The following is a 25,225-nucleotide window of genomic DNA, read 5'->3' as shown; positions in this document are numbered from 1 at the left end:
TGATGAAATTAGGAATCGTCAAATTTTTTATCGTTTTGAGCTTTATGGCGGGAGCGATTTCCGCTCAATCTTTGGAAATTAGACAAGTCGAAAATTTTTGCGAAGACTGGAAATTTCATTTGGGCGACATAACCAACGGCAACGATCCCGCTCTTAACGATTCTAAATGGCGGACGTTAAACTTGCCTCACGATTGGAGCATCGAAGGCAAATTCGACGAAAATAATCCGGCAACCGTCGGAGGCGGAGCTTTGCCCGGAGGCGTCGGCTGGTACAGAAAAAAATTTAGCGTGCCTTCTTCTTATTCGGGCAAACGCGTCTTCGTCGAATTCGACGGAATTTATATGAACAGTCAAGTCTGGATTAACGGAGTTTATCTGGGCAACAGACCGAACGGATATATTTCTTTCAGGTATGAATTAACCGGTTATCTTAAATACGGAGAAAAAAACCTTCTTGCTGTAAAAGTCGACAATTCGAAACAACCTAATTCGAGATGGTACAGCGGATCCGGCATATATCGCAACGCGAGGTTAATTGTTACTAATCCCGTTTATGTCGACCAATGGGGAACATACATAACAACGCCTCTTGTATCCGATTCCGTTTCGGAAATTAATCTTGAAATTTCTCTTCGTAACTCCAATGAAAAAGATGCTTTGGTCAATGTTAAAACCGTAATTTACGACCCCGACATGAAACAAGTTGCAGCCTTGGAATCGAAAACCGAAATTCTTGCCGGCGGAAATAAAAAAGTTGTACAGAAATTAAAAGTAGAAAAACCAATGCTATGGTCGATAGATAATCCGTATTTGTATAAAGCATATACTGCGATATATGAAAACGGAACGGCTCTTGACGATTACATAACTCCGTTCGGAATAAGAACGATTAATTTTGACGCGGAGAAAGGATTCTTTCTCAACGGAGAATATATCAAAATAAAGGGCGTATGTAATCATCACGATTTGGGAGCGCTCGGCGCCGCAGTGAACAAAAGAGCTATCGAAAGACAGCTCGAAATCCTCAAGAGAATGGGAGTAAATGCAATAAGAACATCTCACAACCCGCCGGCTCCCGAACTGCTCGATTTGTGCGACAAAATGGGGTTCCTCGTCATGGACGAAGCCTTCGATATATGGAAAAAAAAGAAAAGCGAATATGACTATGCGCTCTACTGGGACGCATGGCATAAGAAAGACCTTGAAGATATGATATTGAGGGACAGAAATCACCCGAGTATCATTTTGTGGAGCATTGGCAACGAAGTGCTCGAACAGTGGGACCAGGAAGATTCGCTGGGTATCAAAATTACGCAGGAACTCGCATCGATAGTAAAAAAACTCGATACAACGCGTCCGATAACGGCTGCGTGTAACGGTACGTCTCCCGACAACCCGTTATTCCGGAGCGGCGCGCTCGATATTATCGGATTTAATTATCATCACGATGAATATCCGGACTTTCCGAAAAAGTTTCCCGGACAAAAATTCATTGCAACCGAAACTAATTCGGCTTTGGCTACACGCGGTCATTACGATATGCCGTCAGACAGCGTCAGGATATGGCCGGAAAGGTGGGATAAACCCTTTCGCGAAGGCAATCCGGATAATACCTGTTCGGCGTACGACAATTGCAGAACGCCGTGGGGTTCGACTCATCTCGACACGTGGAAAATTGTTAAAAAGTATGATTTCGTATCCGGAATGTTTATCTGGACGGGTTTCGATTATCTCGGGGAACCGACGCCCTACGGCTGGCCTTCAAGGAGCTCGTATTTTGGCGTAATCGACTTAGCGGGATTCCCTAAAGATGCGTACTACTTTTATCAAAGCGAATGGACGGATGATAAAATGTTGCACCTGTTTCCGCACTGGAATTGGAATGAAGGCAAACCCGTGGATGTTTGGTCGTTTACAAATTTATCGGAAGTCGAACTCTTTTTGAACGGCAAGTCGATGGGGAAAAAAATAAAATCCGACGACGGTATGAGATTAATCTGGCCATTGAAATTTGAAAAAGGGGCATTGAAGGCGATAGGTATGTCGCCCGGCGCTGCGCTTGTGAAAAAAAATTACACTGCCGGCGAACCTTATAAACTGAGATTGGAAGCCGACCGAAATGTAATAAGGGCTGACGGTAACGACCTATCTTTTGTAACCGTGAAAGTACTGGATAAAAAAGGAAATTTGATTCCGGATGCGGATTACACAGTTAAATTCGAAATCGAAGGACCGGGGAAAATAGTAGGAGTCGACAACGGCTTGCAAACAAGTCACGAACCGTTCAAGGCTAATTACAGAAAAACATTTAACGGCATGTGTCTGGTTATCGTTCAGTCAGATAAAAATTACGGAAAAATTGAATTGAAAGCTGTTGCGGAAAATTTAATCCCGTCCGAAATGATTATTTATACAAAATAATGGCGAGGGTATGAAAAAACTTTCGGTAATTGCAATATTGTTAACGGCGGTTGTTACTTCAGTAATTGCGCAATCGGATACTAATTGTTTCCTGATCGATTTCGAACCTAAAAAAGCAGTCGTTCCCGAATATATTGATGCGGTCAAACCGGATAAACCCGCTGATGTGGCGGTTACAATTGCAATGACGGACACAATCGGGAAAATATCCAAATATATTTTCGGCAATGCGCTGGCAGTCTGGATTGGCAACGATCCGATTTACGATAATGTTTTCGTTAATCAGGTAAAGAAATTGGCTCCTACTTTGATTCGTTATCCCGGGGGGAGCTGGTCTGATATCTTTTTCTGGAACGGGATTGCCAAGAATGTTCCTCCGACGGTATGGGACGGAACACAAAATAAATGGGTGGAATTTACACCGCAATTGGGGAAAAATAGCTGGCCCACCACAATCGATAATTATTATCGATTAAGGGAAGAAGTTTCTACTCAGGGTTTGATTACAATAAACTACGGTTATGCGCGTTACGGAACGGGAGACGACCCGGTGGCGGAAGCGGCTCATCTTGCAGCCGATTGGGTGCGCTATGATGCAGGGCGCACAAAATTCTGGGAAATCGGAAATGAAAACGGCGGTCCCTGGGAAGCCGGATGGAAAATCGATACAGCTCTGAATAAAGACGGTCAGCCGGAAATCATTTCGGGCGAATTGTACGGAAAACATTTTAAGATTTTTGTCGATTCGATGAAAGCCGCTGCCGCAGAAATAGGTACCGAAATTTATATCGGGGGACAGATTCTTCATTTCGACGGCACAAACAGCTGGAATCCCGTCGACAGAACCTGGAACGCGGGATTTTTCAAAGAAGGCGCCGAAGCGGCGGATTTTTACGTAATCCATAATTATTTCGGACAAACGAAAAATGCAAAATCTTTGCTCGATGTGGCTTCCAGCGAGGTAAAGAAAAATATTGAATTTATATTGAAAGATATACCGGCAAAAAATGCGCCATTTAAACCGGTCGCTTTAACGGAATATAATATGAACAGCGCGGGAGGCGAGCCGGATTTGCCGAAAACATCGATCATTAACGGCATGCAATCGGTAATACTTTTTAATGAGCTGATTAAATATAATTTCGGCATGTCGGCTCGATGGTTGCTTGCAAATTGGGAAAGCGACGGTATGTTCTATCGCGGCAATAATAAAAGTATTCAGGCGTGGAATCCGCGTCCCGATTTTTATTACATCTATTTCTTGAAAAAATTCGTTGGAGACCATTCGATTAAAAACGAAGTAAAAGGGAATTCGCAGGTTTTGGCATATTCCTCTTCATTCGGTTCCGGGCATATAGGCGTTGTTATAGTGAACAAATCCACGGCGGCGCAAACAGTTAAAATATATCCCGCCGAGTACGGAGTAGGCAATAAATATTACGTCTATTCCTTGACAGGCGGAACGGACAACGGCGAATTTTCGCAATATGTCTATGTCAATGGTGAATACGGACCGACGGACAAAGCGCAGGGTCCTCTTGCCGTACTTGATGATATTCCGGCTATGGCTTATGAAGTGGAAGATGAAATAAAAGTGGAATCGCCCGCGCGTTCGGTTCAATTTATTTTGATCGAGCCGGGTAACAAAATCGTTTCGGTCGATGACCCGGCTCCGCTCAATCATGAATTTCAACTTTATCAGAACTTCCCGAATCCGTTTAATCCCACGACAACTATCTCGTTCAGTTTGCCGGGCAATGAAACCGTATCGTTAAAAGTGTACGATATTTTGGGAAGGGAAATTGCCTCGATATTAAATAATGAAAATTTAGCTGCGGGATATCACGAGTACAGCTTCGACGGCGAAAATTTATCTTCCGGCGTATATATCTATAGCCTTCATACCGGAGAAAAAATCCTGAACGGGAAGATGACCCTGATTAAGTAACGAAGTCGTCAATAAATAACAAAGAAAATATGCACTAGAATGAAATAATAAAGAGCTCTAAAAAGTCTAATATTAATAAATTGTTAAATTTATGATTTACAGAAAGAAAAAATATACGTCGTTGGCTGCCGTATTAATTACCGCAACGGTCATATTATTGATATTGAATTTAGCATTACCTTTTGACCTGCGATTGCAAACGATTGCGAAAATAGCGCCTTATAAATCCCTGGATGTAATAAGATACGACAACGGCGAAATTGAAGCCAGGTATTATTATTTCGGCAAAAACTACGGTCTGTTTTCTTTCGTCCCTGAAAGAGGCGACAACTTCGAATTCAAAACCTCTGCTCTCAATTCGAAAAAAATCGGATCAGGCGATACAATCCTTTCGATTTTTTCCGACCGTCTTCAACATGAGATCATAAAACTGGAGGCTGAACTGGCAAATGCTATGTCCGAACTGATAATATCCGAAACGGGAGAAAAACCTCAATTAATTGAGGCGGCGCGTTATAAAGTGCGCCTTGCGGAAAAAATAATTGAACGGCAACTTTTGCAATTTAACAGAGCAGATTCGCTTTACAAGAAAAAATTAATATCATCAGACGAATATGAAACATATAAATATTCGCTCGAACAGAGCAAAATTCAGAAAACTATTTATGAATACGAACTACGGAATCTAATGACCGGCTCTAAAAAAGAACAAATCGATTTCTTGAAATCGAAAATACGCGGACTAAAGAATGAATTGGAAAACTTAAAAAAAAGGAATGATAAACATCGGCTGATCGCTCCATTTGAAGGCGTTGCCTTTCAGAGAGTTAACTCGGATACTCTCTTTTCAGTATTGAATACAGACACACTTATTCTTCGGATTCCCGTAAAAGAAAAAGACAAAGGTTATCTTCAAACCGGAGAGAAATATAATATTAAGCTTGATGACGGTAATGTTATTGCCGGGAAATTGGTTGGCGCCGAGAGCGAAATCAAATACATAGAAAATACAAATGTGATCTTTTGCTCTTTTTCCTTCGAAAATACAAATCACAAATACAATCCCGGAGCATTCTATCCGGTTGAACTGATTCTGGGGAAGACTAACTTGAAAGAATATTTATGGAGGCTGTTCGAATAAATGTCGCGCATTGAAAATAAATATTGGGTCGCCGTGGAAAATTTGGATGAAATGAGAGAACTCGTCTTGAATTATATGAATCACGATTATTATTCCGAAATTATGAAAAATAAATTTTATACGGTAAGAAGCATCTATCTCGACAACGATCAATTCGACGCTTATTATGAAAAAACGGCCGGACTCGAAAAAAGAAGTAAGTACAGGATAAGAGCTTACAATCAGATGAATGCCGGTAAAACTGTCTATTGCGAAATTAAGAGTAAAATTAAAGAATATATTAGCAAAGAAAGATTTCCGATTGCTTTCAACGAAGTTGCGGACTTTCTCGTCTATCCGGATATGTTGAAAATCAAAAATCACTCGGCGGATTATAAATTACGATTGTTTGCCGCGAATAATTTTATATACAGCGTCAAGAAAAAAAATATGAAGCCGGTGGTTAATGTGGTTTACGAAAGGGAGGCTTTCGAGTGCAAATACGGATCGGGACTCAGAATAACTTTCGATATGAACTTGAGGGGCGCCGAAACAAACTCGGTTACTAATCTATTTGACGAGGATTCATTGAGAGAAGTAAAGAGAGGATATTTTATACTCGAAATAAAATACGGTCGTATGTTGCCGTCGTGGGTAATGTCTTTAGTGAATCGTTTTGGCTTGAGAAAAGAAGCGATATCCAAATATGTTTTATGTCTTGAAGAGAGCAAAAGTAATATACCTAAAATAAATCGGATATAAAATGATTGAAAATTTCCAGTCGCTCAATCTTTTTTCGCCGGGCATTGACGAAATAATCGTCAATCTGATAGTGGGACTTATTTGCAGTTTTATGGTATCTATGGTCTATCGTTTTACTTACAAGGGACCGGGCTATTCGGAAAATTTTGTCAATTCGCTTGTGTTTCTTTCGGTGATTACAGCGCTGGTGATTATGGTTATCGGAAATAATCTGGCCAGAGCTTTCGGACTGGTCGGGGCTCTTTCGATTATCAGGTTCCGGACAGCAATAAAAGATACTATCGATATCGTATATATTTTCTTGTCGCTTGCCATCGGAATGGCCGCCGGCGTCGGTTACCATAAAGTTGCCGTAATCGGCACTATTTTTATATCGGGTATTTTAATCCTTTTTATGAAGACCAACGTCGTCAATTTCAGAAGCAATCAATATATACTGACGTTTTCTCTTAAAACGGAAAATTATTCTGCCGAAGATTTTGAGAAGATAGACGCAAAAATAAAATCCGCTATTATCAATTTTTGTAAAAGTATGGAAATGATAAATATGAGGACAAACGAAGCCGGCAAAACAATCGATTATACATTCTATATTATTATCAGTAAAAATAAAAACAGCGGCGAACTTGTCGCAAACCTAAAAAATCTCGAAGGAGTGGTAAACATAAATCTGTTCTTCGACAAACAAAATATTTAGAAAGGAAACTCGGCGCCCGTATCAATTTCCTGATGCTTGTCTTCCGATTCGGGATTGATTTTGGCTGTTTTGTGTACGGCATTGCCTTCCACGTAAATTGCTTTGTAAGGCTTAACCGGGCATGCGTGTTCGCATGCGCCGCATCCGATGCAATAATCTTCCCGTACTTCCGGTATAAACAAATTGTTTTTGTAGGGAATCATGTGAACTGCTTTTGTGGGACAATGCTCGGCGCAGGCTCCGCAATCGGTATTTTGCGTTTTTACAACGCAGTTGTCTTCTATGAACTTTGCTACGCCCAGTTGTGTGAGTTTTTTCTCTTCGACGGTTAGAGGCATAATTGCGCCGGTCGGACATACTTCCCCGCAGGTAACGCAATCGAAATTGCAAAATCCGGCATTGTTGTCTAGACGCGGTTGCAGCATTCCATTTAATCCGTATTCCAGAAACGACGGCTGCAATACTTGAGTCGGGCAGGCGCTTATGCAAAGATGGCAGGCTGTACACGAATTATTGAAACGCTCCAGGCTTTTTGAGCCGGGAGGAGACACGGCGTATTTCCTGAAAACCGGAACCGTGCTCGGTTTGGCGACGACGATCTTCTTTTGTAGCTTTTGCCCGAGGAATGTAAGCGACGAGAAATAAACCGCGCTTTTAATTATAAAATTCCGTTTGCCTTCGTCTGTTTCTGTTTTATTGCTTTTAGATGAATACCCCGTTGAATAAACTATCCCTTTTGTGGGACACGCCGAAATGCAGTTGAAACACATCACGCAGTTTTCATGCTCGACTTTTTTATTTTCGCTGTCGATGCAGTTCCCTTTGCAATCCCTTTCGCACAGACCGCAGCTGAGGCAATCTTCGTTTTTGATTCTTATCTTAAAGAACGAATAACGCGACATCAATCCCAAAAGCGTGCCTACCGGACAGATTAAGTTGCAGTAATGCCTCCCTTTGGTAAATGCCAAATATGCAATAAATACCAGATATAAGAAAGCAACTAAAAAAGGAATGGCATTAAACGCTTTTATCTCGGCAGGATATACAGAATAGACGTCGAAGTAAGATAAAAGGGAAGAGACAAGATTATTGATAAAAATCGCTGCGGGACGCAGGAAATTTCCTGCAATTCTTCCGTAAATGCTGTACGGATCCAAAACGAGAAATCCGGTGGCCGCGCCGGCAATAACGAGCAGGAAAGGAATTGCCGTTAATGTAATTTTAACGATCTTGTTCGGCTTTATAAAACTTAGTTTTCTTTTACGTTTTTTTTTTTTCGCTATATAATTAATAATATCCTGAAGAATTCCGAGCGGGCAAATAGTCGAACAGTATATTCTTCCGAAGAGGACGGTTAAGAGAATAATTATAATAAATCCCGCTGACGTAAATGAAAACAAGAGTATGCTTTTGAGTAAAGAAGGAACAAACTGAAAAAACAGAATCGTATTGAATAAGTGTGAAGAAACGCTGTTTGTGAAATCGATCAGGATATAAGTGACGGGAATAAAAAATAGGATCGCAAGAACAATGCGTATTTTTTTCAAGAGTCCCGCGCCCATACTACATTACGATTCTTTCAATATTGAGCGACTTCAGGTCTTTTACGCCTAAACCCATCGAATCCGCTATAGTTATATAAGGTACGTCTTCGGGTTTAATGCCGAAAAGCAGCGCCGCAGCGGAATCCGCCGCCACCGGATCAGTAGAAATTATCTGGGATTTCATTACCGCTACGTCCGACTTTGATACTCCGCGCGGACCGTTCTTCTTCATTACGTAATAGGCGTCTACGATATTCAAGTCGGGTTTACGGAATGTCCCGAAATCGGCTATGCATTGATGCAGACCCGTTCTGTGCCAGTATCCCCTGTCCCATACAACGCCCATTAAATTTTTGAGGCAAACCGTAATGCGCGCCGAGCCGTGATGTTTTAGAATCGGAATATTAATAAATACGTCCGATTCCAGAATCAACTCATGAACTTTTGCTTGTTTTAATAATTTCCCATTTTTAACGTTAACCTCGTGATAGTAACTTTCGCTGTTGCCCGGCACAATGGTTCCGCCTGCGTCTTTGACGGCTTTTTCAATTCCGCTGTTTGAATAAGCTCTGCGCCAATCGTCGCAAGTATGGTCGAAAACGTAGACTTCTTTAGCGCCCGCTTCGAAACAGCGCTTGACAACGCGGGAGACGAGTTCCGGATTTGTATTTGCCGCTCTTTCCGGCGTAGTATCCCATCCGATGTTCGGCTTTATTACAACTTTCGAATTCGGTTTTACAAATTTCTTGATTCCGCCCATGGAGGCGATTCCTTTGTCGAACATATCGCCGGGAGCGCCGCCTTTAACGGCTACCAGATCGTAATTGCCGCTTCCTGCCGCAAATATTTGTCTTCCTAATCCCGGTATTGACGCGCCTGCGGTAAGTAAGATGCCGCCCTGTAAACTTTTTATTATAAAGTCTCTCCGTTTCATATAGAGCCTCATTTCGTTTATATATAAATATATAAAAAGATGTTAATATATTAAAATATAACCGGAACATTATTCGATTATAGAGCAGATGCTGTCGGGCGTATCTCTGTAATAAATATACGTGGGATAATCGACTTTCAGGATTTTGTATTTTCCTGCGGCTCTTTCATAGAAGTCGGAATCGTCGCTGTATTTAAGATTTCTGAACCCATTGAGCTCGAGAAAGACCTTTTTTTTACCTACGAATGTGCACCCCACAACGCATTCCGCTATATGTATAAGTCTGTTGAGGTCGTTTTTGTCTTTTACAAAAGGAGCCCCGATTACTTCGACTCCGCCGTGGATTAAATCGATATCGGGATTGTCCGAGAGTAATTTCATGCGCAGTTCCAGATGCGCCGGTTTGTATTCGTCGTCGCTTCCGATAAATGTTAGATATTTCCCCGCGGCGGCTAAAATTCCTGCGTTCAATGTGAGAGGGGGTCTCCTGTTGGAGTGTCTCATATAACGAATATTGTCATATCGGGTTAAATACGGATCGATAATCTCGAATGTATTGTCCGTGCTGCCGTCGTCTACAATTATCAGCTCCCATTTATCGTACGTCTGGTTTATTACGGAATTTATTGCTCTCGACAACAGATTTTTTCTGTTGTATGTAGGTAGAATTATTGAAACCTCGGGCGAGTAGTCCTTGTAAACTTGCATAAGAACCTGCGCTTTTTGTCCAAATATAGTTTTTTATTATATGAATTTTTAATTAATTTGGCATATTATTTTCAGATAATCACTTTATAAAGATGAGCTATAGGGAACAGAAAAAATATTTCGAAATATTAAAAAGATACGAGCGGAAATTCGATCCCCGGGAAAGAGAAGACTACAAAATGCTCCTCAAACGACATAAAGACGATGAAGATCTCGACAAACTTTCCTTTGAACGGCTCGAAACTCTTTACATAAAATATCACGTTAACAGAGAAAAAGTAAATCTTGACCATCTTTTTAAGAAACCGGAAGATAAATCGGACGAATAATCAAGAAAAAATTAATATCGGTGGAATGATGAATTATAAACTACTCAACAGAATATTTGCAGGAATTGTATTTACAGTCAGTTTAATTGTTTTTCTAATTACGGTACAGCCGTCGGTTTCGTTCTGGGATTGCGGCGAATTTATTGCCTCGTCTTACGCATTGCAGGTGCCGCATCCTCCGGGAACGCCTTTCTTCTTAATTGTAGGCAGACTCTTTTCGATGATCCCTTTCGCCGAAAATATCGGTTTAAGAGTAAATTTGATATCGGTCTTCTCGAGCGCTTTTACGGTAATGTTCCTCTATTTAATTGCCGTAATGCTTATTAAAAGTTACAGAAAAAAAGAACCGGAAAATCTGTTCGACGCTTTAACGGTTTATATTCCGGCGGCTATAGGAGCCCTTTCGTTGAGTTTCAGCGATACTTTCTGGTTTAATGCCGTAGAAGCCGAAGTATACGCATCTTCAACTTTCTTTATAGCTTTCGTAGTTTGGTTGATGATGAAATGGAACGAAAAAGCCGACCAGCCCGACAACGAAAAATATCTTCTTCTTATTGCCTATTTGATCGGTTTGTCTACGGGCGTGCATCTCATGGCAGTCCTTGCCATTGTGCCGATTGTTATGGTCGTAGTCTTCAGAAAATATATTGACGACGAAGAAACTCTCAAAAAGACTGCTATCATTTTCGTTATACATGCGGCAGTTGTGCTTGTCGTAGCCGCATTGATGTGGGCTGCTCAAACTTCTTCTACTCCGCCGACTCCGGATGAATACAAAGATATCGACAAACGTTTTATCGTCGTACTGGGAGCCATTTCCGTTTTGATAATGGCGGCTTTATATAAAAAAATCTTTACGAAAAATTCCTTCTATATCCCGATGATTCTCGGCGGCATAACTCTGGTTGTAGTTTATCCCGGATTGGTAAAATATGTGCCCAAGTTGATCTCTATTACTGCGGGCAACGATTACGTTATGGACATAATTGTTTCGATATTGCTTTTTGCCGCTGTCGGTTATGCCGTTCATTGGACCGCAAAGAATAATAAGCCGACTCTCAATTTAGTATCGAAAGCGTTCTTACTGGGGCTGGTTGGAATCACGACATACGCAATGATAATTATACGCGCCAACGAAGAACCGCCGATTAACATGAATTCCCCGAAGACGTTTACGGAGCTCGAATCGTATTTGAATCGCGAGCAGTACGGCGATTTCCCGACTTTTAAGAGAAGATTTTCGAACGAACCGCATCAGATGGGAATCTATACGAATTATTCGAGCGACCTCGATTTTCTATGGCGCTATCAAATGGATCACATGTTCAACAGATACTTGTTCTGGAATTACATAGGTCGCGTTTCCACTTACCAGGACAGCGGAGTCGACTGGTCGGATATGTACGGAATTCCTTTCTTCATCGGTTTGTTCGGACTCTTCTATCATTTCAGGCGCGATTGGAAAATGGCTTCGGTGTTTTTGGTTATGTTTATATTTCTCGGATATCTGACCGCTTTTTATCAAAACCAACAACAGCCTCAGCCGCGCGAACGCGATTATTTCTATGTGGGAGCCTTTTTCGTCTACTCGATATGGATTGCGCTCGGTATGAGAGGCATTATAGAGTTGATGGTTGAAAAGTTCGATAAAATTAAAAATCTTAAACCGGCGCTGGGACTTGTAATGGCAGCTGGCATTATTGTCGTCCCCGTCAATATGTTTCATGCAAATTATTTCGAACACGACCGTTCGCGCAATTACGTTCCGTGGGACTACGCTTATAATTTATTGCAGAGCGCTGCTCCAAACGCAATTTTATTTACCAACGGAGATAACGATACGTTCCCGCTGTGGTATCTGCAGGATGTGGAAGGCGTAAGAAGAGACGTGAGAATAGCAAATTTGAGCCTTCTTAATACTCCGTGGTATATCAAACAGTTGAAAAACACTTCGCCGTACGGAGCCGAAAAAGTCGCCATGAGCCTTTCCGACAGAGACATCGACAATCTTACCGTCCAGAGATGGGAACCCGTGGAGATGTCGATTCCCGTTCCGCCGGATGTGATTAAAGAATTCGGCGTTAAAGACAGCGCTATTATTAAGACCGGTAAACTTACTTGGTTAATGAAAAATCCTGTGCAATACGGCAACGTTAAAGCGATTCGTACTCAGGATCTGGTAGTCCTCGACATTATTATGCAAAGCAAATGGAAAAGACCAGTTTACTTTGCCGTAACTTGCTCGGACGACAGTAAATTGGGACTCGACGAGTACTTGCGTATGGAAGGCATGGCTCTTCGCCTTGTGCCCGATAAATCGGACGCAGGTTCAATTGAATATATTAACGAACCGGTTATGCGTAAACAATTGTTCGACGAGCCCGAAGGTTTCTCGAGAGATTACCGTCCCGGATTTAAGTTCCGGGGTCTGAACGACTCGACAATCTTTTTCGACGAAAACCACGAACGGTTGATTCAGAATTATCGCAATACGTTTATGAGACTCGCAGTTCATTATCTCTACAGCCTGAAAGACAGCGCGCGTACCGTAGAAACCCTCGACCTGATGGAACGGAAAATACCGCGCAATATCGTAAGAGTGGACAACAGAATTCTTCACGACATCGCTCGTCTTTACTATGCCGCAGGCGCATACGACAAGTATGAAGAAATTGCCAAAGAGGTAATCGAAACCGCTAAATTGAAATTGAAAAACAATCCGCGGGATTATTCGAGCTGGAATAATCCGTATGATATATTATTGACGCATTACGAAAATCTCAAAATGTATAAAGAAGCCGTCGAAGTTCTTAATCAATTATCAATGTACCTGCCGTACGACGAATCCGTCAAACAATTGCTCAACAGGTACAGACGGCTCGCCGGCGTCGACACACTCGAAGTTAAATAAATTCTTTGGACGATTTGAATTTGCCATATAAGAGTCCGCTTTAATGCGGACTCTTCGTATTAATGACGACTTTAACAATATGAAAAAAATATTAGTAATAGCTTTGTCCGGAATAGGCGATGCATTGATGTTTACTCCCGCGCTTTCGGCTCTGAAGAAAGTCTGTCCCGATTCCGAAATCGACTGCCTTGTTATGTACAAAGGAGTGTCGGATATTTATCAAAACCTGGATGAAATTTCCGAGGTTAAATATTGGGACTTTCTCAACAGATCGAAAATCGAGTCGCTTTCTTTTGTTTTGGGATTGAGAAGGAAATACGATATATCGATTAACGTTTATCCGTCCAACAGAAAAGAATATAATCTGATTAATTTTTTAATCGGAGCCCCGAAAAGAGCGGCCGTAAAATATCTCCGTAAGGATTTTGTTAATCTCGGCTTTTTGAACAACGTGAGGATAGAAGAAAACGACTCGCTTCATAACGTGGAAGAAAATGTTAAATTGATTGAAATGGTAAGCGGCGGTAGCATTGGGAATGTCTCCGGATTGATTTTAAATCTCACTCCGGAAAACGAGAATTATGCGCGTAATTTTTTAATTGAACATAACATAGGCGAAGATGAAACCGTGATTGGTTTTCACCCCGGCTGCTCCACATTGAAAAACCATGCAAACAGAAGATGGAGCGCGAAAAATTTTGCCGAATTAGCCGGCTTGTTTATAAAAAATAGGAACGCTCGCGTTTTGATTTTCGGCGGGCCCGAAGAACGCGAATTAAAAGAAGAAATAATCAAACATTCGGGGAACGAAAATATAATTGCAGTTGAAACCGATTCGTTAATACACACGGCTGCTGTAATGAAAAGATGCAATCTGTTTGTTACCAACGACTCGAGCCTGATGCACGTGGCTTCGGCTCTCCAATTGAAAGTAGTCGCGCTGATCGGTCCCACAAATCCGAATTATATTCGTCCCTGGAAAACTGAACATCGAATTGCTTCGCTCAATTTGGAATGCTCGCCCTGTTTTTATTACTCGCCCAAACCGCTTTCTTGCGGCAGGAATGACGTCAAGTTCAAGTGTATCAAAGAATTACCGGTCGAACTGGTTTATAAACTTTCGGAAGAATTACTCCGTTCCGGAAAGTGAATTTATTATATAACCGGCGCACTTTTCGATATCGGAAAAGCATTTTATCAATCCGGTTTCCCTCTTCTCCTTTTTAATCTGAGATTCCATAAAATTAACAATCTCAGTCCACATTTGTCCGTGGCATGCAACCGGTTTCTTGGGCATCATTTTTTTATTCATAAATTCCCATACAATGGCTAATTCCACCAAGGTCCCGGTTCCGCCCTGTAATATTACATAAGCTTCTCCGATATTAATTAGATTCTCGAGCCTATCGAACAGAGTATGGCATTTTATTTCTTTAGTCAGATATTTGCTCGGAACGGAATTATAAATGTCGAGGGTAACTCCCACGGCTTCGGCGCCGGCTTCGCTCGCTCCTTTCGAAACGGCATCCATAATTCCCTTATATCCGCCCGTGCAAACATTCAAGCCGGATTGTGCAAGCAGCGTTCCGAGCAGGTAAGCGGTTTCGTATTCTTCTTCTCCGGGTTTGGGAACCGAACTTCCGAAAACGGTTACAAATTTATTTTTCATAACGAACTCAAATCAGGTTTTCCGGCTTTGATCCATGCGGTATAAATCATATTTGCCAGCATTGAAGAGGCTTGATTTATTTTTTCGACGGTTAAATGACGTGTTCTGAACCAGAGGAGTTCGTAATACTTATCCTCGTCGTTTTGGCTGAATTTTGTCGCATTTATGCCGGCGCTTAATATAATGTCAACTTCGAAATTCGATTCCGAAATATAGTCGAAAATTATATCCGTAAGAGGAGTTTTTAATTCATGTACTTTTTCAATATTCAGTCCGGCTTCAATTTCATCGAGATAACGGTTGAACATCTCGATTTCATACCTGAAGTGAATTCCCTTCTGGTTTGTTAGTTGTCCGTTATAGTTCAACGTGGCATGAAGTGGTTGATGACCGTCCCCCACATAATGAGCCAGGTCGGAGGCATATAATAATATTTTATCCCGGTCTTTCGCCTTGAATGCCTCCGAAAGCTTGTCGAACGTTTCGGAAGTAGCCCATGGAAGCAGTCCCATTTTGGTAACAATGCTGTCGCCGTAGATTGCAATTAATGTTTCTTTCGACTTTATCATATTTCCGTTCAAGAATTCGCCGTAGAAGTCGATGTCGATAAAATGTCTGACAGGCTCGTCAGGGTAGTCTTTTTTTCTGTAGTCCGGATCCACGGAATGCTCGATAATGTAATTCACTGCGTATTTCGATAGACCGATTTCCGGAGCGATAAGATTCATAGCGTGCGCGGCTATTAATTTGTGTCCTTCATTTCCCCAGGCAAAATTTAGAAGAAACGGTAGGAAAAAGAGAGTCAGTAGAAACTTTGGTTTTATCATTTTATTGTCCTATAAATTGTGTGATTATGTTTCTCCGGCGCGGTCTGTTATCGAAGTCGATTAGTACGATTTGTTGCCAGGTTCCAAGCAATAATTTCGAATTCGTAAAAGGGACGGTTATTGAATTACCCTGCAAAGAGGCTCTCACGTGAGCGTGTCCGTTGGCGTCGTGCCAAGTGTCGTCGTGGTGATAACGCTTGCCGGAAGGAGCAATCTTTTCGAAAAATTCAGGGTAGTCTTTCAATAAACCGGGTTCGAATTCAATCGTCGTGATTCCCGCAGTTGATCCGGGAGCAAAAACCAGTACGTTGCCTTCTTTGAAACCCGTTTCGATCAATTTGTCGTTTACTTCGCCGGTTATGTCGATTATATCGTTGTTTCCCCTTGTGTTTACCGTAAAACTCAATGTTTTAATATCCATTCCTTTACCTCAATCTCAAATTAATAGACAAAAATTAAGAATTTTTGGTGAAATCATCATTCGGAAGTGAAAAACAATTTTAATAATTTAGAGCTACAAATAAAAATAAAAGAGGAATTTCTATGACAACAAAAGAATTTATTGAATTGGAAGAAAGGTACGGGGCGCATAATTACCATCCGCTCGACGTGGTTATCGAAAGAGCGGAGGGTTGTTGGGTGTATGACGTTGAGGGGAATAAATATCTCGATTGTCTTGCCGCATACTCCGCCGTTAACCAGGGTCATTGTCATCCCAGAATAGTAAACGCCCTCAAAAACCAGGCGGAAAAAGTTACATTGACTTCGCGCGCATTCCGTAACGATCAACTCCCGCTGCTTTATAAAGAGCTGAGCGAGCTGACCGGATACGAAATATCGTTGCCGATGAATTCCGGAGCCGAAGCGGTCGAAACGGCGTTGAAAGCGGCAAGAAAATGGGGCTATAAAGTTAAAGGCGTGCCGGAAAATAAAGCGGAAATTATTGCGTGCAAAAATAATTTTGCCGGCAGAACCATTACAATCATCAGCTTTTCGACCGAAGAACAATACCGCGACGGTTTCGGTCCGTTTACTCCGGGATTTAAAATCGTCGAGTACGGCAATGCCGAAGAATTGGAAAAAGCCATTACCGAAAATACGGTAGCCTTTATTGTCGAACCTGTCCAGGGAGAAGGCGGCATTATTGTTCCGCCGGAAGGCTATCTGAAGAAAGCTTATGATATTTGTAAAAAGAATAATGTTCTATTCATAACCGACGAAATCCAGTCGGGACTGGGAAGAACGGGCAAATTATTTGCATTCGAACATGAAGGCGTTCGACCCGACGTGGTTATTATTGGGAAAGCCTTATCGGGCGGATGCTATCCCGTTTCTGCCGTCCTGTCGGATAGGGAGGTTCTCGGCGTTTTCAAACCGGGCGACCACGGTTCGACTTTCGGCGGGAATCCGCTCGGAGCCGCAGTCGCAAGGGAATCGCTCAAAGTGTTGATTGAAGAAAAATTGATAGAAAATTCGGCTGAACTCGGAAAATACTTTATCGACAAATTAAGAGCCATCGAATCGCCTCATGTTAAAGAAGTACGAGGTAAGGGTCTGTTTATCGGCGTCGAGCTAAAACCGGAAGCGGGAGGCGCTCGAAGGTTCTGCGAAGCTCTGATGAAAAGGGGAATACTCTGTAAAGAAACTCACGAAAATGTTATTCGTTTTGCCCCTCCTTTGGTAATAAAGAAAGAGGAAATTGACTGGGCGTTAACTCATATCGAAGAAACTCTCAAGATGGCATAAAAAAATCTGAAGGCTGCGCAGGACGGGCGCAGCCTTCAATTAATCTAAAGGTCTGTTTAACCACTGGTCGATTGTAAGTTTTAAGAATTGAATGTTGATCGGTTTGGCGATATAATCGTTCATTCCGGCTGCCAAACATTTTTCCCTGTCTTTCATGCTCGAATGCGCAGTGACTGCTATGATTGGGATTTTACCCATATCGCCGGGTATGTTTCTGATTTGTTTCGTAGCTGCAATGCCGTCCATATCCGACATCTCAATATCCATCAGTATCAGACTGTATCTGCCTGTTTTTACTGCGTCTATAGCGTCGCTGCCGCTCGACACGGCGTCCACCAGGTATCCTACTTCCCTTAGAATTTTTAATTCGAGGTCCTGACTGATAGGATTGTCTTCGACAAGAAGTAAACGCTTTGCGGATTTCTGTTCTTCAACGACCGTTTTTTCTTCCTCTTCTTGAACTTCGGCTTCCGTCTGCTTGTATAGAGTCGCGGCGCCTGTTACTGCTTCATCGCTTTCCGAAGGCGTAAGTTTGAATTTCACCGTAAAGTAGAATTTACTTCCTGCTCCCGGCTTGCTTTCCACGCTTATGTCGCCGCCCATCAGTTTGACGAATTCTTTGGCAATAACCAGTCCGAGTCCCGTTCCTTCCTTTTGGCTTTTTTTGTCTTTTACCTGAACGTACGGTTCGAAAAGCAGAGGAATTTTGTCGTTCGGTATGCCCGATCCGGTATCTTCAACAGACGTAAGTATCTCAATTGAACTTGTTGTTCTGTTTTTAATTTCAACCGAAATAGTTACGCTGCCTTCGTCGGTATATTTTACGGCGTTGCTGACCAAATTAAGAACCACTTGTCGATAGCGCGTGGCGTCTCCGTAGATTTTATCGGGCAAGTCCGGATCGATTTGCTCTTTTATGTCAATTCCTTTCTGTCGGGCTGTTTGACCGATTATGGAGGATACTTTATGAATTTCGTCGCTTAGATCGAATTCGTTTTCTTCGAGTTCCATTTTGCCCGCTTCGATTTTGGAAATATCGAGTATGTTGTTGATTATATCGAGCAGCGATTCGGCTGCAAGTCGGGCGTCCCGCGCGAATTTTTTCAATTCTTCTTCGCTTTCGAACAGGTCGTTTTCGATCAATGTCAGAAAGCCCATAACGGAATTCATTGGCGTGCGGACTTCGTGACTCATATTTGCAAGGAACTTTGTTTTATAGCTGCTTTCCTGCCGCGCTTTTTGAGCCGCAACGTCGGATTTAATTTTTTCCTGACGCAGAGCTTCAAGAGCTTTCTGCCGCTCGTGTTCGGCAAGAACCTGCTGCGTTATGTCCTGAAGGCTGCCGTCGAAGAATGTGGCGTCTTCTTCTTCGTCGTAGCTCAAGCGAACGTTCATTTTGACGGCGATTTCGCTGCCGTCTTTTTTAAGAAATTGGACTCTGTAATTTTTTACCTTGCCTTGTTTCTCGAGCAATTTATTCAACAAATCCGCGTCAGATTTTCTTTTGAACAGATCGTTGAAGAAATTCAATCTGTTTATTTCTTCTTCCGTAGAATATCCCAGCATTCTTATAAATGCGGGATTTACCGCAGTGAACTTGCCGGCTGGTGTAATCTGAAATACGCCCTCTACAGAATTTTCAAAAATATTTCTGAATTTTTTCTCGGAAAGCGCTACTTCGTAACTTTTTAACAAAGCTTCCCGTCGCAATCTGTAATTTATATAGCTGGCTACTACTGCCATTACGCTTATAATCATAACCAAAACTATCGATTCGAGCAGATGGGGGATATTCTGAGTTTGCGAGCTGTTCGCAATGGCTGACGCTACAAATACAAGATTATAATAAACAGCAACCAAAACCTGATGGCGCACTTCCCAGCTTAGAAACAAAGCCGCTGTAAATATTATAAGACTTATTATATGCGAGTTGAATACGAGAGTTTGGGGTTCCAGATAAATCATCACACCAAAGGAAGCGACTATCGACATTAACAGGATATGTACGAGTAAAACCGGGCGCTCTTTTCCGTACCTTGAATTAGAAATTACTAACAATACGAACGCCACCAGTACGGAAAACAATCGGGACACATAAAGTTCGACACTATGCTCGCTGAAATAGAGCACCTCGAAAATAAGCGCAATACCGCCCGATGCGGCTGAAAAAATGGCTAATGACCGGAACGGCGAAAGGAGTTCTTTTTGCGTCTCCTGTTTAATATATTCATTTACTTTATGTTCCAGCGTCCTGGAAAATTTTTTTGCCGTATTTACTGCTAATCCCACTTGTTATCCGTTAAATTCGATTATGGAAAAATAATTAACTGCCTGTAAGTTGCCATCCATAGGAGTAGACTAATTATTATTTCTACTAAATTAATAAATAAATAATTAATATATTATCGGCATTATTAAAAATTCTTTAGGATGTGATTTGGATTTTTTGTTGAATATCGACATTTCCGTCTTCTATTTTATCAACCACACACTGTCAAATCCGCTCTTCGATAAGTTTTTTCCGTTTATTACCGACCCTAAAAATTGGTTCATAGCTTATACTATTCTTTACTTGGCGCTGATTATTAAAGGCGGCAAAAGAGGACGGATTGCAGCCGTTGTATTGATATTACTTGTTGCCGCTTCGGATCAACTAAGCAGCAATTTGTTGAAGAATTTATTCGAGAGGATAAGACCGTGTAACGCTTTGCCCGACGTGAGGATTCTGGTCGGCTGTACCGGTTCGTATTCTTTTCCTTCATCTCATGCGGTTAATAATTTCTCGGTCGCAGTATTTTTCTCGAGGCTTTATCCGAAGTATAAAATTACATTTATTATAGCGGCTTCTTTGGTGGCGTTATCCAGGCCGTATGTAGGCGTTCACTATCCGTCGGATATATTGGGCGGAGCTTTGATCGGTTCTGCCGTGGGGTACCTCTTCTCGCGGATAGCTCTTGGAATTGAAGAAAAAATAAATAAACGTTTTGTTCGAATCAAATAGGAATTTTTATGGCAAAGAAAAAAGAACTCAAGACGAAACTCGAAATTGCAAAAAACTGGCTGCCCAGATATACGGGCACAAAAATAGACGAATTCGGCGACTATCTTCTGCTAACGAATTTTTATAATTATGTAACTCGGTTTGCGGATCGATTTAATTGCGACGTTAAAGGAATCGGAAAACCGATGCAAACGGCCACCAACAGCAAGGGATTGTCAATAATCAACTTCGGTATCGGTTCGGCCAATGCAGCTACGATTATGGATTTGTTAATAGCCAGGAATCCCAAAGGGGTCCTTTTCCTGGGCAAATGCGGCGGTCTAAAACGTTCGACTGAAATCGGTCATTTCATTCTTCCGATTGCGGCTATCAGAGGCGAAGGCACCAGCAACGACTATTTCCCGCCCGAAGTGCCGGCTTTGCCCTCATTTAAACTCCATAAATTCGTTTCCGATAAAATCGTAGAACGCAAAATGGAATACAGAACGGGCGTCGTTTATACTACCAACAGAAGGCTCTGGGAATGGGACGAAACCTTCAAAGCTTACTTAAAAAAACTCGGCGTAATTGCCATCGATATGGAAACGGCGACTTTGTTTATCGTAGGGCACTCAAATCAAATTGCCCGGGGAGCGCTTTTACTGGTTTCGGATTTGCCGATGTTTCCCGAAGGGATTAAAACTGAAAAGTCCGATAAATACGTAACGAAAAAATATACCGATACGCATCTGGATATCGGAATCGAAGCTATGACCGAGATCGACGCCAAGGGCGAGCCGATCAAACATTTTACTTTTTGACGAAGGAACACTATCTTATTACGGATGTTTAAATTTTGTTTTTAGTTTTGGAGGGGTAATATGAAATCGATCTATAATATTTTACTGACCGTTTTGCTGCTGATTTTGATGTCTGTCTTCGTAATACCGCAAAAAAACAGCGTTCCTCCTCAGGAAGAAAATCAAATACATAATGCAGTAGAGGAACTATTTAAGCTGAGCAAACAAAAAAATTACGAAAAAGCGGCCGCCCTGATTGTTTATAACGGTGAAGATTCGAACAGAAAACTCAAAGCCGTTTTAAATCCGCAAAACGAGGACGAGTTAAACGCAGCCAAAAGAATATGTAAAAAAATTGCCGCTCTTCTGAACGTAAGCGAAAAATATTCGATTAAAGAAATAGTTAACGAAAATAATCAGGAACGCAAAATAACCAAAGTTGAGGTAACGTTTCTGAATGCGGGGCAGGAGCTCTTGATTACTCTCAAATTTGTAAAATTGCCTTCCGGCTATGCATTGTTGGAAATAAATTAATAAATCTCTTGCATTAAATTACCGTATTTGATAATTTAATGACTGACCGCTTAGTCAATAATAAATGAAAATTATGAAGCTATTAAAAATATTTCTTTTGCTTTTGGTATCGACTTCGGTTTATCCGCAAACAGCGTCGGAAATCATTCGAAAATCCGAAGACCTGATTAAAGGAAAGACTGCCCACGGTACTTTCGAAATGATTATTGCTACTCCCGATTACACGCGCACATTGAAGATGGAAAGCTGGTGGGTCGGCAATGAGAAAGCTCTTATCGTGATTAAATATCCCAACAGGGAAGCAGGCAACAAAACTCTCAAAATCGGCAATGAAATGTGGAATTACCTGAAGAACACCGAGACAACAATTAAAATTCCCCCTTCGATGATGCTCCAATCGTGGAACGGTTCCGATTTTACTAACGACGATCTGGTAAGGGAGTCGAATCTTGCCAAAGACTACTATCAAAAGTTAATCGGAGAAGACGAACTTAACGGAGTTAAATGCTGGAAGATCGAATTGATTCCCAAACCGGACGCTCCGGTGGTTTGGGGTAAACTCTATTACTGGGTACGGAAAGACGACTATTTGCCGGCAAAAGTGGAGTATTACGACGAAAAAGGCAAGCTCGTCAGATATATAGAGTATAAAGAGATAAAAAAATTCGGAAAACGCAATATCCCTTCTGTTTGGGTAATGCATAATGTGGCTAAAAAAGGGCATTCCACTACGATTAAAATTATCGATATGGAATTTGATATCAACATAAATAACAGAATATTTACATTCAGGGAACTCGAACGGGGCGATTAAATGCGCTTGTTGTTCAAAATGGCATGGCGTAATATCTGGAGAAATAAGAGGCGTTCAATTCTAACTCTCTTAGCCGTCGGATTTGCAACGCTGGCTTCGATTGCCATGAGAGGAGTGCAGCTCGGCACCTATGAAATAAATATCGTAAACGCCGTCGAAATGCTTACGGGCTATATTCAGATTCAAAGACCTGACTATAAGGAAGACAGATCTGTGAATCAGGCTTTTTACCCGGATGAAAATCTCATTACGCGGCTCTCCGAAATCCCTCATATCGTATCGTTTTCCAGAAGAATCTACGCCGACGGTTTAATAAGCAAAGGCGACAATTCTTTAGGCGCGGCAATAATAGGCGTGGATAAAAATGAAGAACAAAAAGTTTCCAGAATTTTAACGCGCGTTACCGCAGGTAAAGTTTTTGATAATCCTTATGAAATTGTAATCGGTTACAAACTGCTCGATAATTTGAAATCGAAGATCGGAGACGAGGTTGTGGTTCTTGCTCAGGGTGCAGACGGCTCAATGGGAAATCTGAAATTTAAAGTCGTAGGCGCACTAAGAACAGGCTCTCCTCAAATCGACGAAATGGGCGTGATGATGAACCTTGAAACAGCCGACGAGCTCCTCGCTATGTACGGACGAATTCATGCCATTGCTATTAAAGTGGACGAATTGACAAACATACAGGAAGTTAAGGAAAATATCCTCCCGCTATTGAACCGTAAACTCGGGGTTTATGATTGGGGAGAATTGATGCCAGATTTCAAGGAAACGATCGAATTCGATAATATCAGCGGTATTTTTTATCTGCTTATTTTAATTTCCATTGTCGCATTCGGAATATTGAATACCGTACTCATGTCGGTAACCGAAAGGTTCAACGAATTCGGAGTAACGCTCGCCATCGGAATGCCTCAGCTAAAGTTGGTTTTGCTCGTTTTAATCGAAACCATGATGCTCGCGCTTACCGGAATATTAATCGGCAATCTTCTCGGCTGGGGTGTGAATTATTATCTGTTTGTCAATCCGGTGGAGTTCGGCGGAGAAATAAAAGACCTCTATGAGCTCTACGGATTTATGCCGGTTATTAAATCTTCGCTTGAATTTTCGATTTTCTTGAATACTACTCTTACCGTAATGATAATATCGGCGATAGCGGTAATTTATCCTTTATATAAAGTCTATAATCTGGAACCTTTGAAAGGCATCAGGTACACTTGAGCGCCGGGGTATAATATGATATTAAAAATTGCTTGGCGAAATCTTTGGAGAAATAAAAGAAGGTCGATTATTATTCAATCTTCCGTGGTTGTGGGAGTGGCAGCTATAATTTTGCTCGACAGTCTTTCCAACGGAATGCTTGTTCAAATGCTGAACAATCAGATTAACACGAGCGTCGCTCACATTCAAATACACAAGAACGGATTCAAAGACAATAAACTGGTAAAAAATTTTATCGGCGAGCCCGAAAAGGTAAAGAGCGTAATCGACAGGAATTCGCATGTCAAAGCGTATTCGGAAAGAGTGATTTCTTTCGGTTTGATCAGCAGCGCCTCAAATTCATCGGGAGTGTATATTAACGGAATAGACCCGGACCGGGAATCGAAAGTTTCCATTATGAACGCTTTTATCAAAAAGGGAAATTATATAACCAGTAAAGGTAACGACGACAAGATGCTTCGTGAGATAGTAATCGGCGAAAAATTAGCCGATAAACTGAATGTTGATATAGGCGACAAAGTGGTGCTCCTTTCCAATACGCCCGACGGTAGCATCGGTTCCGACCTCTTCAGAGTTAGCGGCATTTTCAAAACATTCAGCTCGGAAATTGACAATTCATTGGTTTATATTCCTCTCAAAAGCGCTCAAGGTCTTCTTGATATCGGAGATAATATTCACGAAATAGCGCTCATTCTCGACGATTACAAACTTGCAGATAATGTTAAAGATGACATCCGAAAAAATCTCAACGACGATTACGAAGTTCTGTCGTATTCCGATAATTTACCTCTTCTGGTTATACAGCTCGATTTCTACAAACAGTCTGCATATATAATTACCGTGATTGTAAGTATTGCGCTAATATTCGGAATTATTAACACTATGCTGATGGCAGTTATGGAGCGGATACGAGAATTCGGAGTGTTGAAATCGATCGGTATGAAAAATTCGAAATTGTTTTTTATGATTCTTACAGAGGCTTTTATACTGGGAGTCTCCGGCACAATTATAGGCGCTCTTCTTGCCGTATTAACTTATTTGCCGTTGTCTCATACGGGTATCGACTTCAGTATTTTTGCCGCCAGTCTGGAATCCTTCGGCGTCGGCGCAATAATTTATCCGGTGCTTTTGTTGGAAAATGTTATCAATACGCTGCTTACAATTCCTTTGGTAGCGGCGCTGGGCGCAATCTATCCTGCCTATCGCGCGATTAAACTGGAGCCTGTCTATGCGCTCAGATATATTTAGTAATAAATGG

General features: G+C 41.6%; 22 protein-coding genes. 15 read left to right on the top strand and 7 right to left on the bottom strand.

Translation table 11 applies throughout. The annotated features are described in order from the left end of the window. Window positions 1-2 precede the first annotated feature (2 nt). From galB to ACOYVE_RS06080, 5 genes are all read left to right on the top strand, one after another. Entirely contained in the window at window positions 3-2,423 is a 2,421-nt protein-coding gene (galB, locus tag ACOYVE_RS06100) for a beta-galactosidase GalB (protein ID WP_422881333.1), read from the top strand. Between the two features lie 10 nt (window positions 2,424-2,433). Continuing rightward, window positions 2,434-4,371, top strand: coding sequence for a T9SS type A sorting domain-containing protein (locus ACOYVE_RS06095; RefSeq protein ID WP_014856314.1), 1,938 nt, complete (start codon window positions 2,434-2,436; stop codon window positions 4,369-4,371). A gap of 91 nt (window positions 4,372-4,462) precedes the next feature. Continuing rightward, window positions 4,463-5,512, top strand: a complete 1,050-nt coding sequence (locus ACOYVE_RS06090; protein ID WP_422881256.1) for an HlyD family secretion protein — start codon at window positions 4,463-4,465, stop codon at window positions 5,510-5,512. Further along, window positions 5,513-6,253 carry a polyphosphate polymerase domain-containing protein gene (locus tag ACOYVE_RS06085; RefSeq protein WP_014856317.1) on the top strand — a complete coding sequence of 247 codons (741 nt, stop codon included), beginning with the start codon at window positions 5,513-5,515 and terminating at the stop codon, window positions 6,251-6,253. It abuts the gene before it with no gap. Between the two features lies 1 nt (window position 6,254). Continuing rightward, entirely contained in the window at window positions 6,255-6,950 is a 696-nt protein-coding gene (locus ACOYVE_RS06080) for a DUF4956 domain-containing protein (RefSeq protein WP_014856318.1), read from the top strand. Here ACOYVE_RS06080 and ACOYVE_RS06075 read toward each other — a convergent pair. The 3 genes from ACOYVE_RS06075 to ACOYVE_RS06065 all read right to left on the bottom strand — a co-directional run bounded on the left by ACOYVE_RS06075 (window position 6,947) and on the right by ACOYVE_RS06065 (window position 10,136). Next, a complete protein-coding gene (locus ACOYVE_RS06075; protein ID WP_422881254.1) occupies window positions 6,947-8,497 on the bottom strand; it encodes a 4Fe-4S dicluster domain-containing protein in 1,551 nt (516 codons plus the stop codon). The two genes, ACOYVE_RS06080 and ACOYVE_RS06075, sit on opposite strands and share 4 nt — an antisense overlap. A gap of 16 nt (window positions 8,498-8,513) precedes the next feature. Further along, the gene (locus ACOYVE_RS06070; RefSeq protein ID WP_422881252.1) at window positions 8,514-9,428 is read right to left on the bottom strand and encodes a DUF362 domain-containing protein; all 915 of its coding nucleotides are present in this window, start codon (window positions 9,426-9,428) and stop codon (window positions 8,514-8,516) included. Between the two features lie 69 nt (window positions 9,429-9,497). Then, window positions 9,498-10,136: a glycosyltransferase family 2 protein gene (locus ACOYVE_RS06065; protein WP_422881250.1), complete on the bottom strand. Its 639-nt coding sequence runs from the start codon at window positions 10,134-10,136 to the stop codon at window positions 9,498-9,500. Window positions 10,137-10,228: 92 nt separating this feature from the next. Between ACOYVE_RS06065 and ACOYVE_RS06060 the strand changes: the two genes are divergently transcribed. The 3 genes from ACOYVE_RS06060 (at window position 10,229) to ACOYVE_RS06050 (ending at window position 14,526) form a co-directional block, all read left to right on the top strand. Continuing rightward, on the top strand, window positions 10,229-10,465 hold the full coding sequence (locus ACOYVE_RS06060) for a hypothetical protein (RefSeq protein WP_422881248.1): 237 nt from the start codon (window positions 10,229-10,231) through the stop codon (window positions 10,463-10,465). 25 nt (window positions 10,466-10,490) lie between these two features. Beyond that, window positions 10,491-13,376, top strand: a complete 2,886-nt coding sequence (locus ACOYVE_RS06055) for a protein O-mannosyl-transferase family (protein ID WP_422881246.1) — start codon at window positions 10,491-10,493, stop codon at window positions 13,374-13,376. A gap of 79 nt (window positions 13,377-13,455) precedes the next feature. Further along, window positions 13,456-14,526, top strand: a complete 1,071-nt coding sequence (locus ACOYVE_RS06050; protein ID WP_422881245.1) for a glycosyltransferase family 9 protein — start codon at window positions 13,456-13,458, stop codon at window positions 14,524-14,526. On the opposite strand, the gene ACOYVE_RS06045 is transcribed toward ACOYVE_RS06050, so the two are convergent. From ACOYVE_RS06045 to ACOYVE_RS06035, 3 genes are read right to left on the bottom strand one after another with little or no spacing between them, the layout of a single operon-like run. Then, window positions 14,506-15,045, bottom strand: coding sequence for an LOG family protein (locus tag ACOYVE_RS06045; RefSeq protein WP_422881244.1), 540 nt, complete (start codon window positions 15,043-15,045; stop codon window positions 14,506-14,508). The two genes, ACOYVE_RS06050 and ACOYVE_RS06045, sit on opposite strands and share 21 nt — an antisense overlap. Then, the gene (locus tag ACOYVE_RS06040) at window positions 15,042-15,872 is read right to left on the bottom strand and encodes a hypothetical protein (RefSeq protein WP_422881243.1); all 831 of its coding nucleotides are present in this window, start codon (window positions 15,870-15,872) and stop codon (window positions 15,042-15,044) included. Before ACOYVE_RS06040 ends, ACOYVE_RS06045 begins: the two co-directional genes overlap by 4 nt. Before the next feature lies 1 nt (window position 15,873). Next, window positions 15,874-16,293, bottom strand: a complete 420-nt coding sequence (locus ACOYVE_RS06035; RefSeq protein ID WP_422881241.1) for a secondary thiamine-phosphate synthase enzyme YjbQ — start codon at window positions 16,291-16,293, stop codon at window positions 15,874-15,876. Window positions 16,294-16,415: 122 nt separating this feature from the next. On the opposite strand from ACOYVE_RS06035, the gene rocD reads away from it, so the two are divergent. Next, window positions 16,416-17,618 carry an ornithine--oxo-acid transaminase gene (rocD, locus tag ACOYVE_RS06030; protein ID WP_014856328.1) on the top strand — a complete coding sequence of 401 codons (1,203 nt, stop codon included), beginning with the start codon at window positions 16,416-16,418 and terminating at the stop codon, window positions 17,616-17,618. A 39-nt stretch (window positions 17,619-17,657) separates the two neighbouring features. Here rocD and ACOYVE_RS06025 read toward each other — a convergent pair whose 3' ends face one another. Next, entirely contained in the window at window positions 17,658-19,907 is a 2,250-nt protein-coding gene (locus tag ACOYVE_RS06025; protein WP_014856329.1) for an ATP-binding protein, read from the bottom strand. Window positions 19,908-20,055: 148 nt separating this feature from the next. Here ACOYVE_RS06025 and ACOYVE_RS06020 point away from each other — a divergent pair, with 148 nt between their 5' ends. The 6 genes from ACOYVE_RS06020 to ACOYVE_RS05995 all read left to right on the top strand — a co-directional run bounded on the left by ACOYVE_RS06020 (window position 20,056) and on the right by ACOYVE_RS05995 (window position 25,215). Next, a complete protein-coding gene (locus ACOYVE_RS06020) occupies window positions 20,056-20,619 on the top strand; it encodes a phosphatase PAP2 family protein (protein ID WP_014856330.1) in 564 nt (187 codons plus the stop codon). An 8-nt stretch (window positions 20,620-20,627) separates the two neighbouring features. Continuing rightward, entirely contained in the window at window positions 20,628-21,419 is a 792-nt protein-coding gene (locus ACOYVE_RS06015; protein WP_014856331.1) for an AMP nucleosidase, read from the top strand. A 60-nt stretch (window positions 21,420-21,479) separates the two neighbouring features. Then, window positions 21,480-21,932, top strand: coding sequence for a hypothetical protein (locus ACOYVE_RS06010; RefSeq protein WP_422881239.1), 453 nt, complete (start codon window positions 21,480-21,482; stop codon window positions 21,930-21,932). A 73-nt stretch (window positions 21,933-22,005) separates the two neighbouring features. After that, window positions 22,006-22,746 (top strand): outer membrane lipoprotein-sorting protein, encoded by a 741-nt coding sequence (locus ACOYVE_RS06005; protein ID WP_422881237.1) that lies wholly within the window; start codon window positions 22,006-22,008, stop codon window positions 22,744-22,746. Beyond that, window positions 22,747-23,967 (top strand): ABC transporter permease, encoded by a 1,221-nt coding sequence (locus tag ACOYVE_RS06000; RefSeq protein ID WP_422881235.1) that lies wholly within the window; start codon window positions 22,747-22,749, stop codon window positions 23,965-23,967. It abuts the gene before it with no gap. A gap of 15 nt (window positions 23,968-23,982) precedes the next feature. After that, on the top strand, window positions 23,983-25,215 hold the full coding sequence (locus ACOYVE_RS05995; RefSeq protein ID WP_014856334.1) for an ABC transporter permease: 1,233 nt from the start codon (window positions 23,983-23,985) through the stop codon (window positions 25,213-25,215). Window positions 25,216-25,225 lie beyond the last annotated feature (10 nt).

This window comes from Melioribacter sp. (assembly GCF_049325435.1).
GTDB lineage: Bacteria > Bacteroidota > Ignavibacteria > Ignavibacteriales > Melioribacteraceae > Melioribacter > Melioribacter roseus.
Note: the sequence above shows the minus strand (reverse complement) of the source record. Positions and strands in the feature narration are given on the sequence as shown.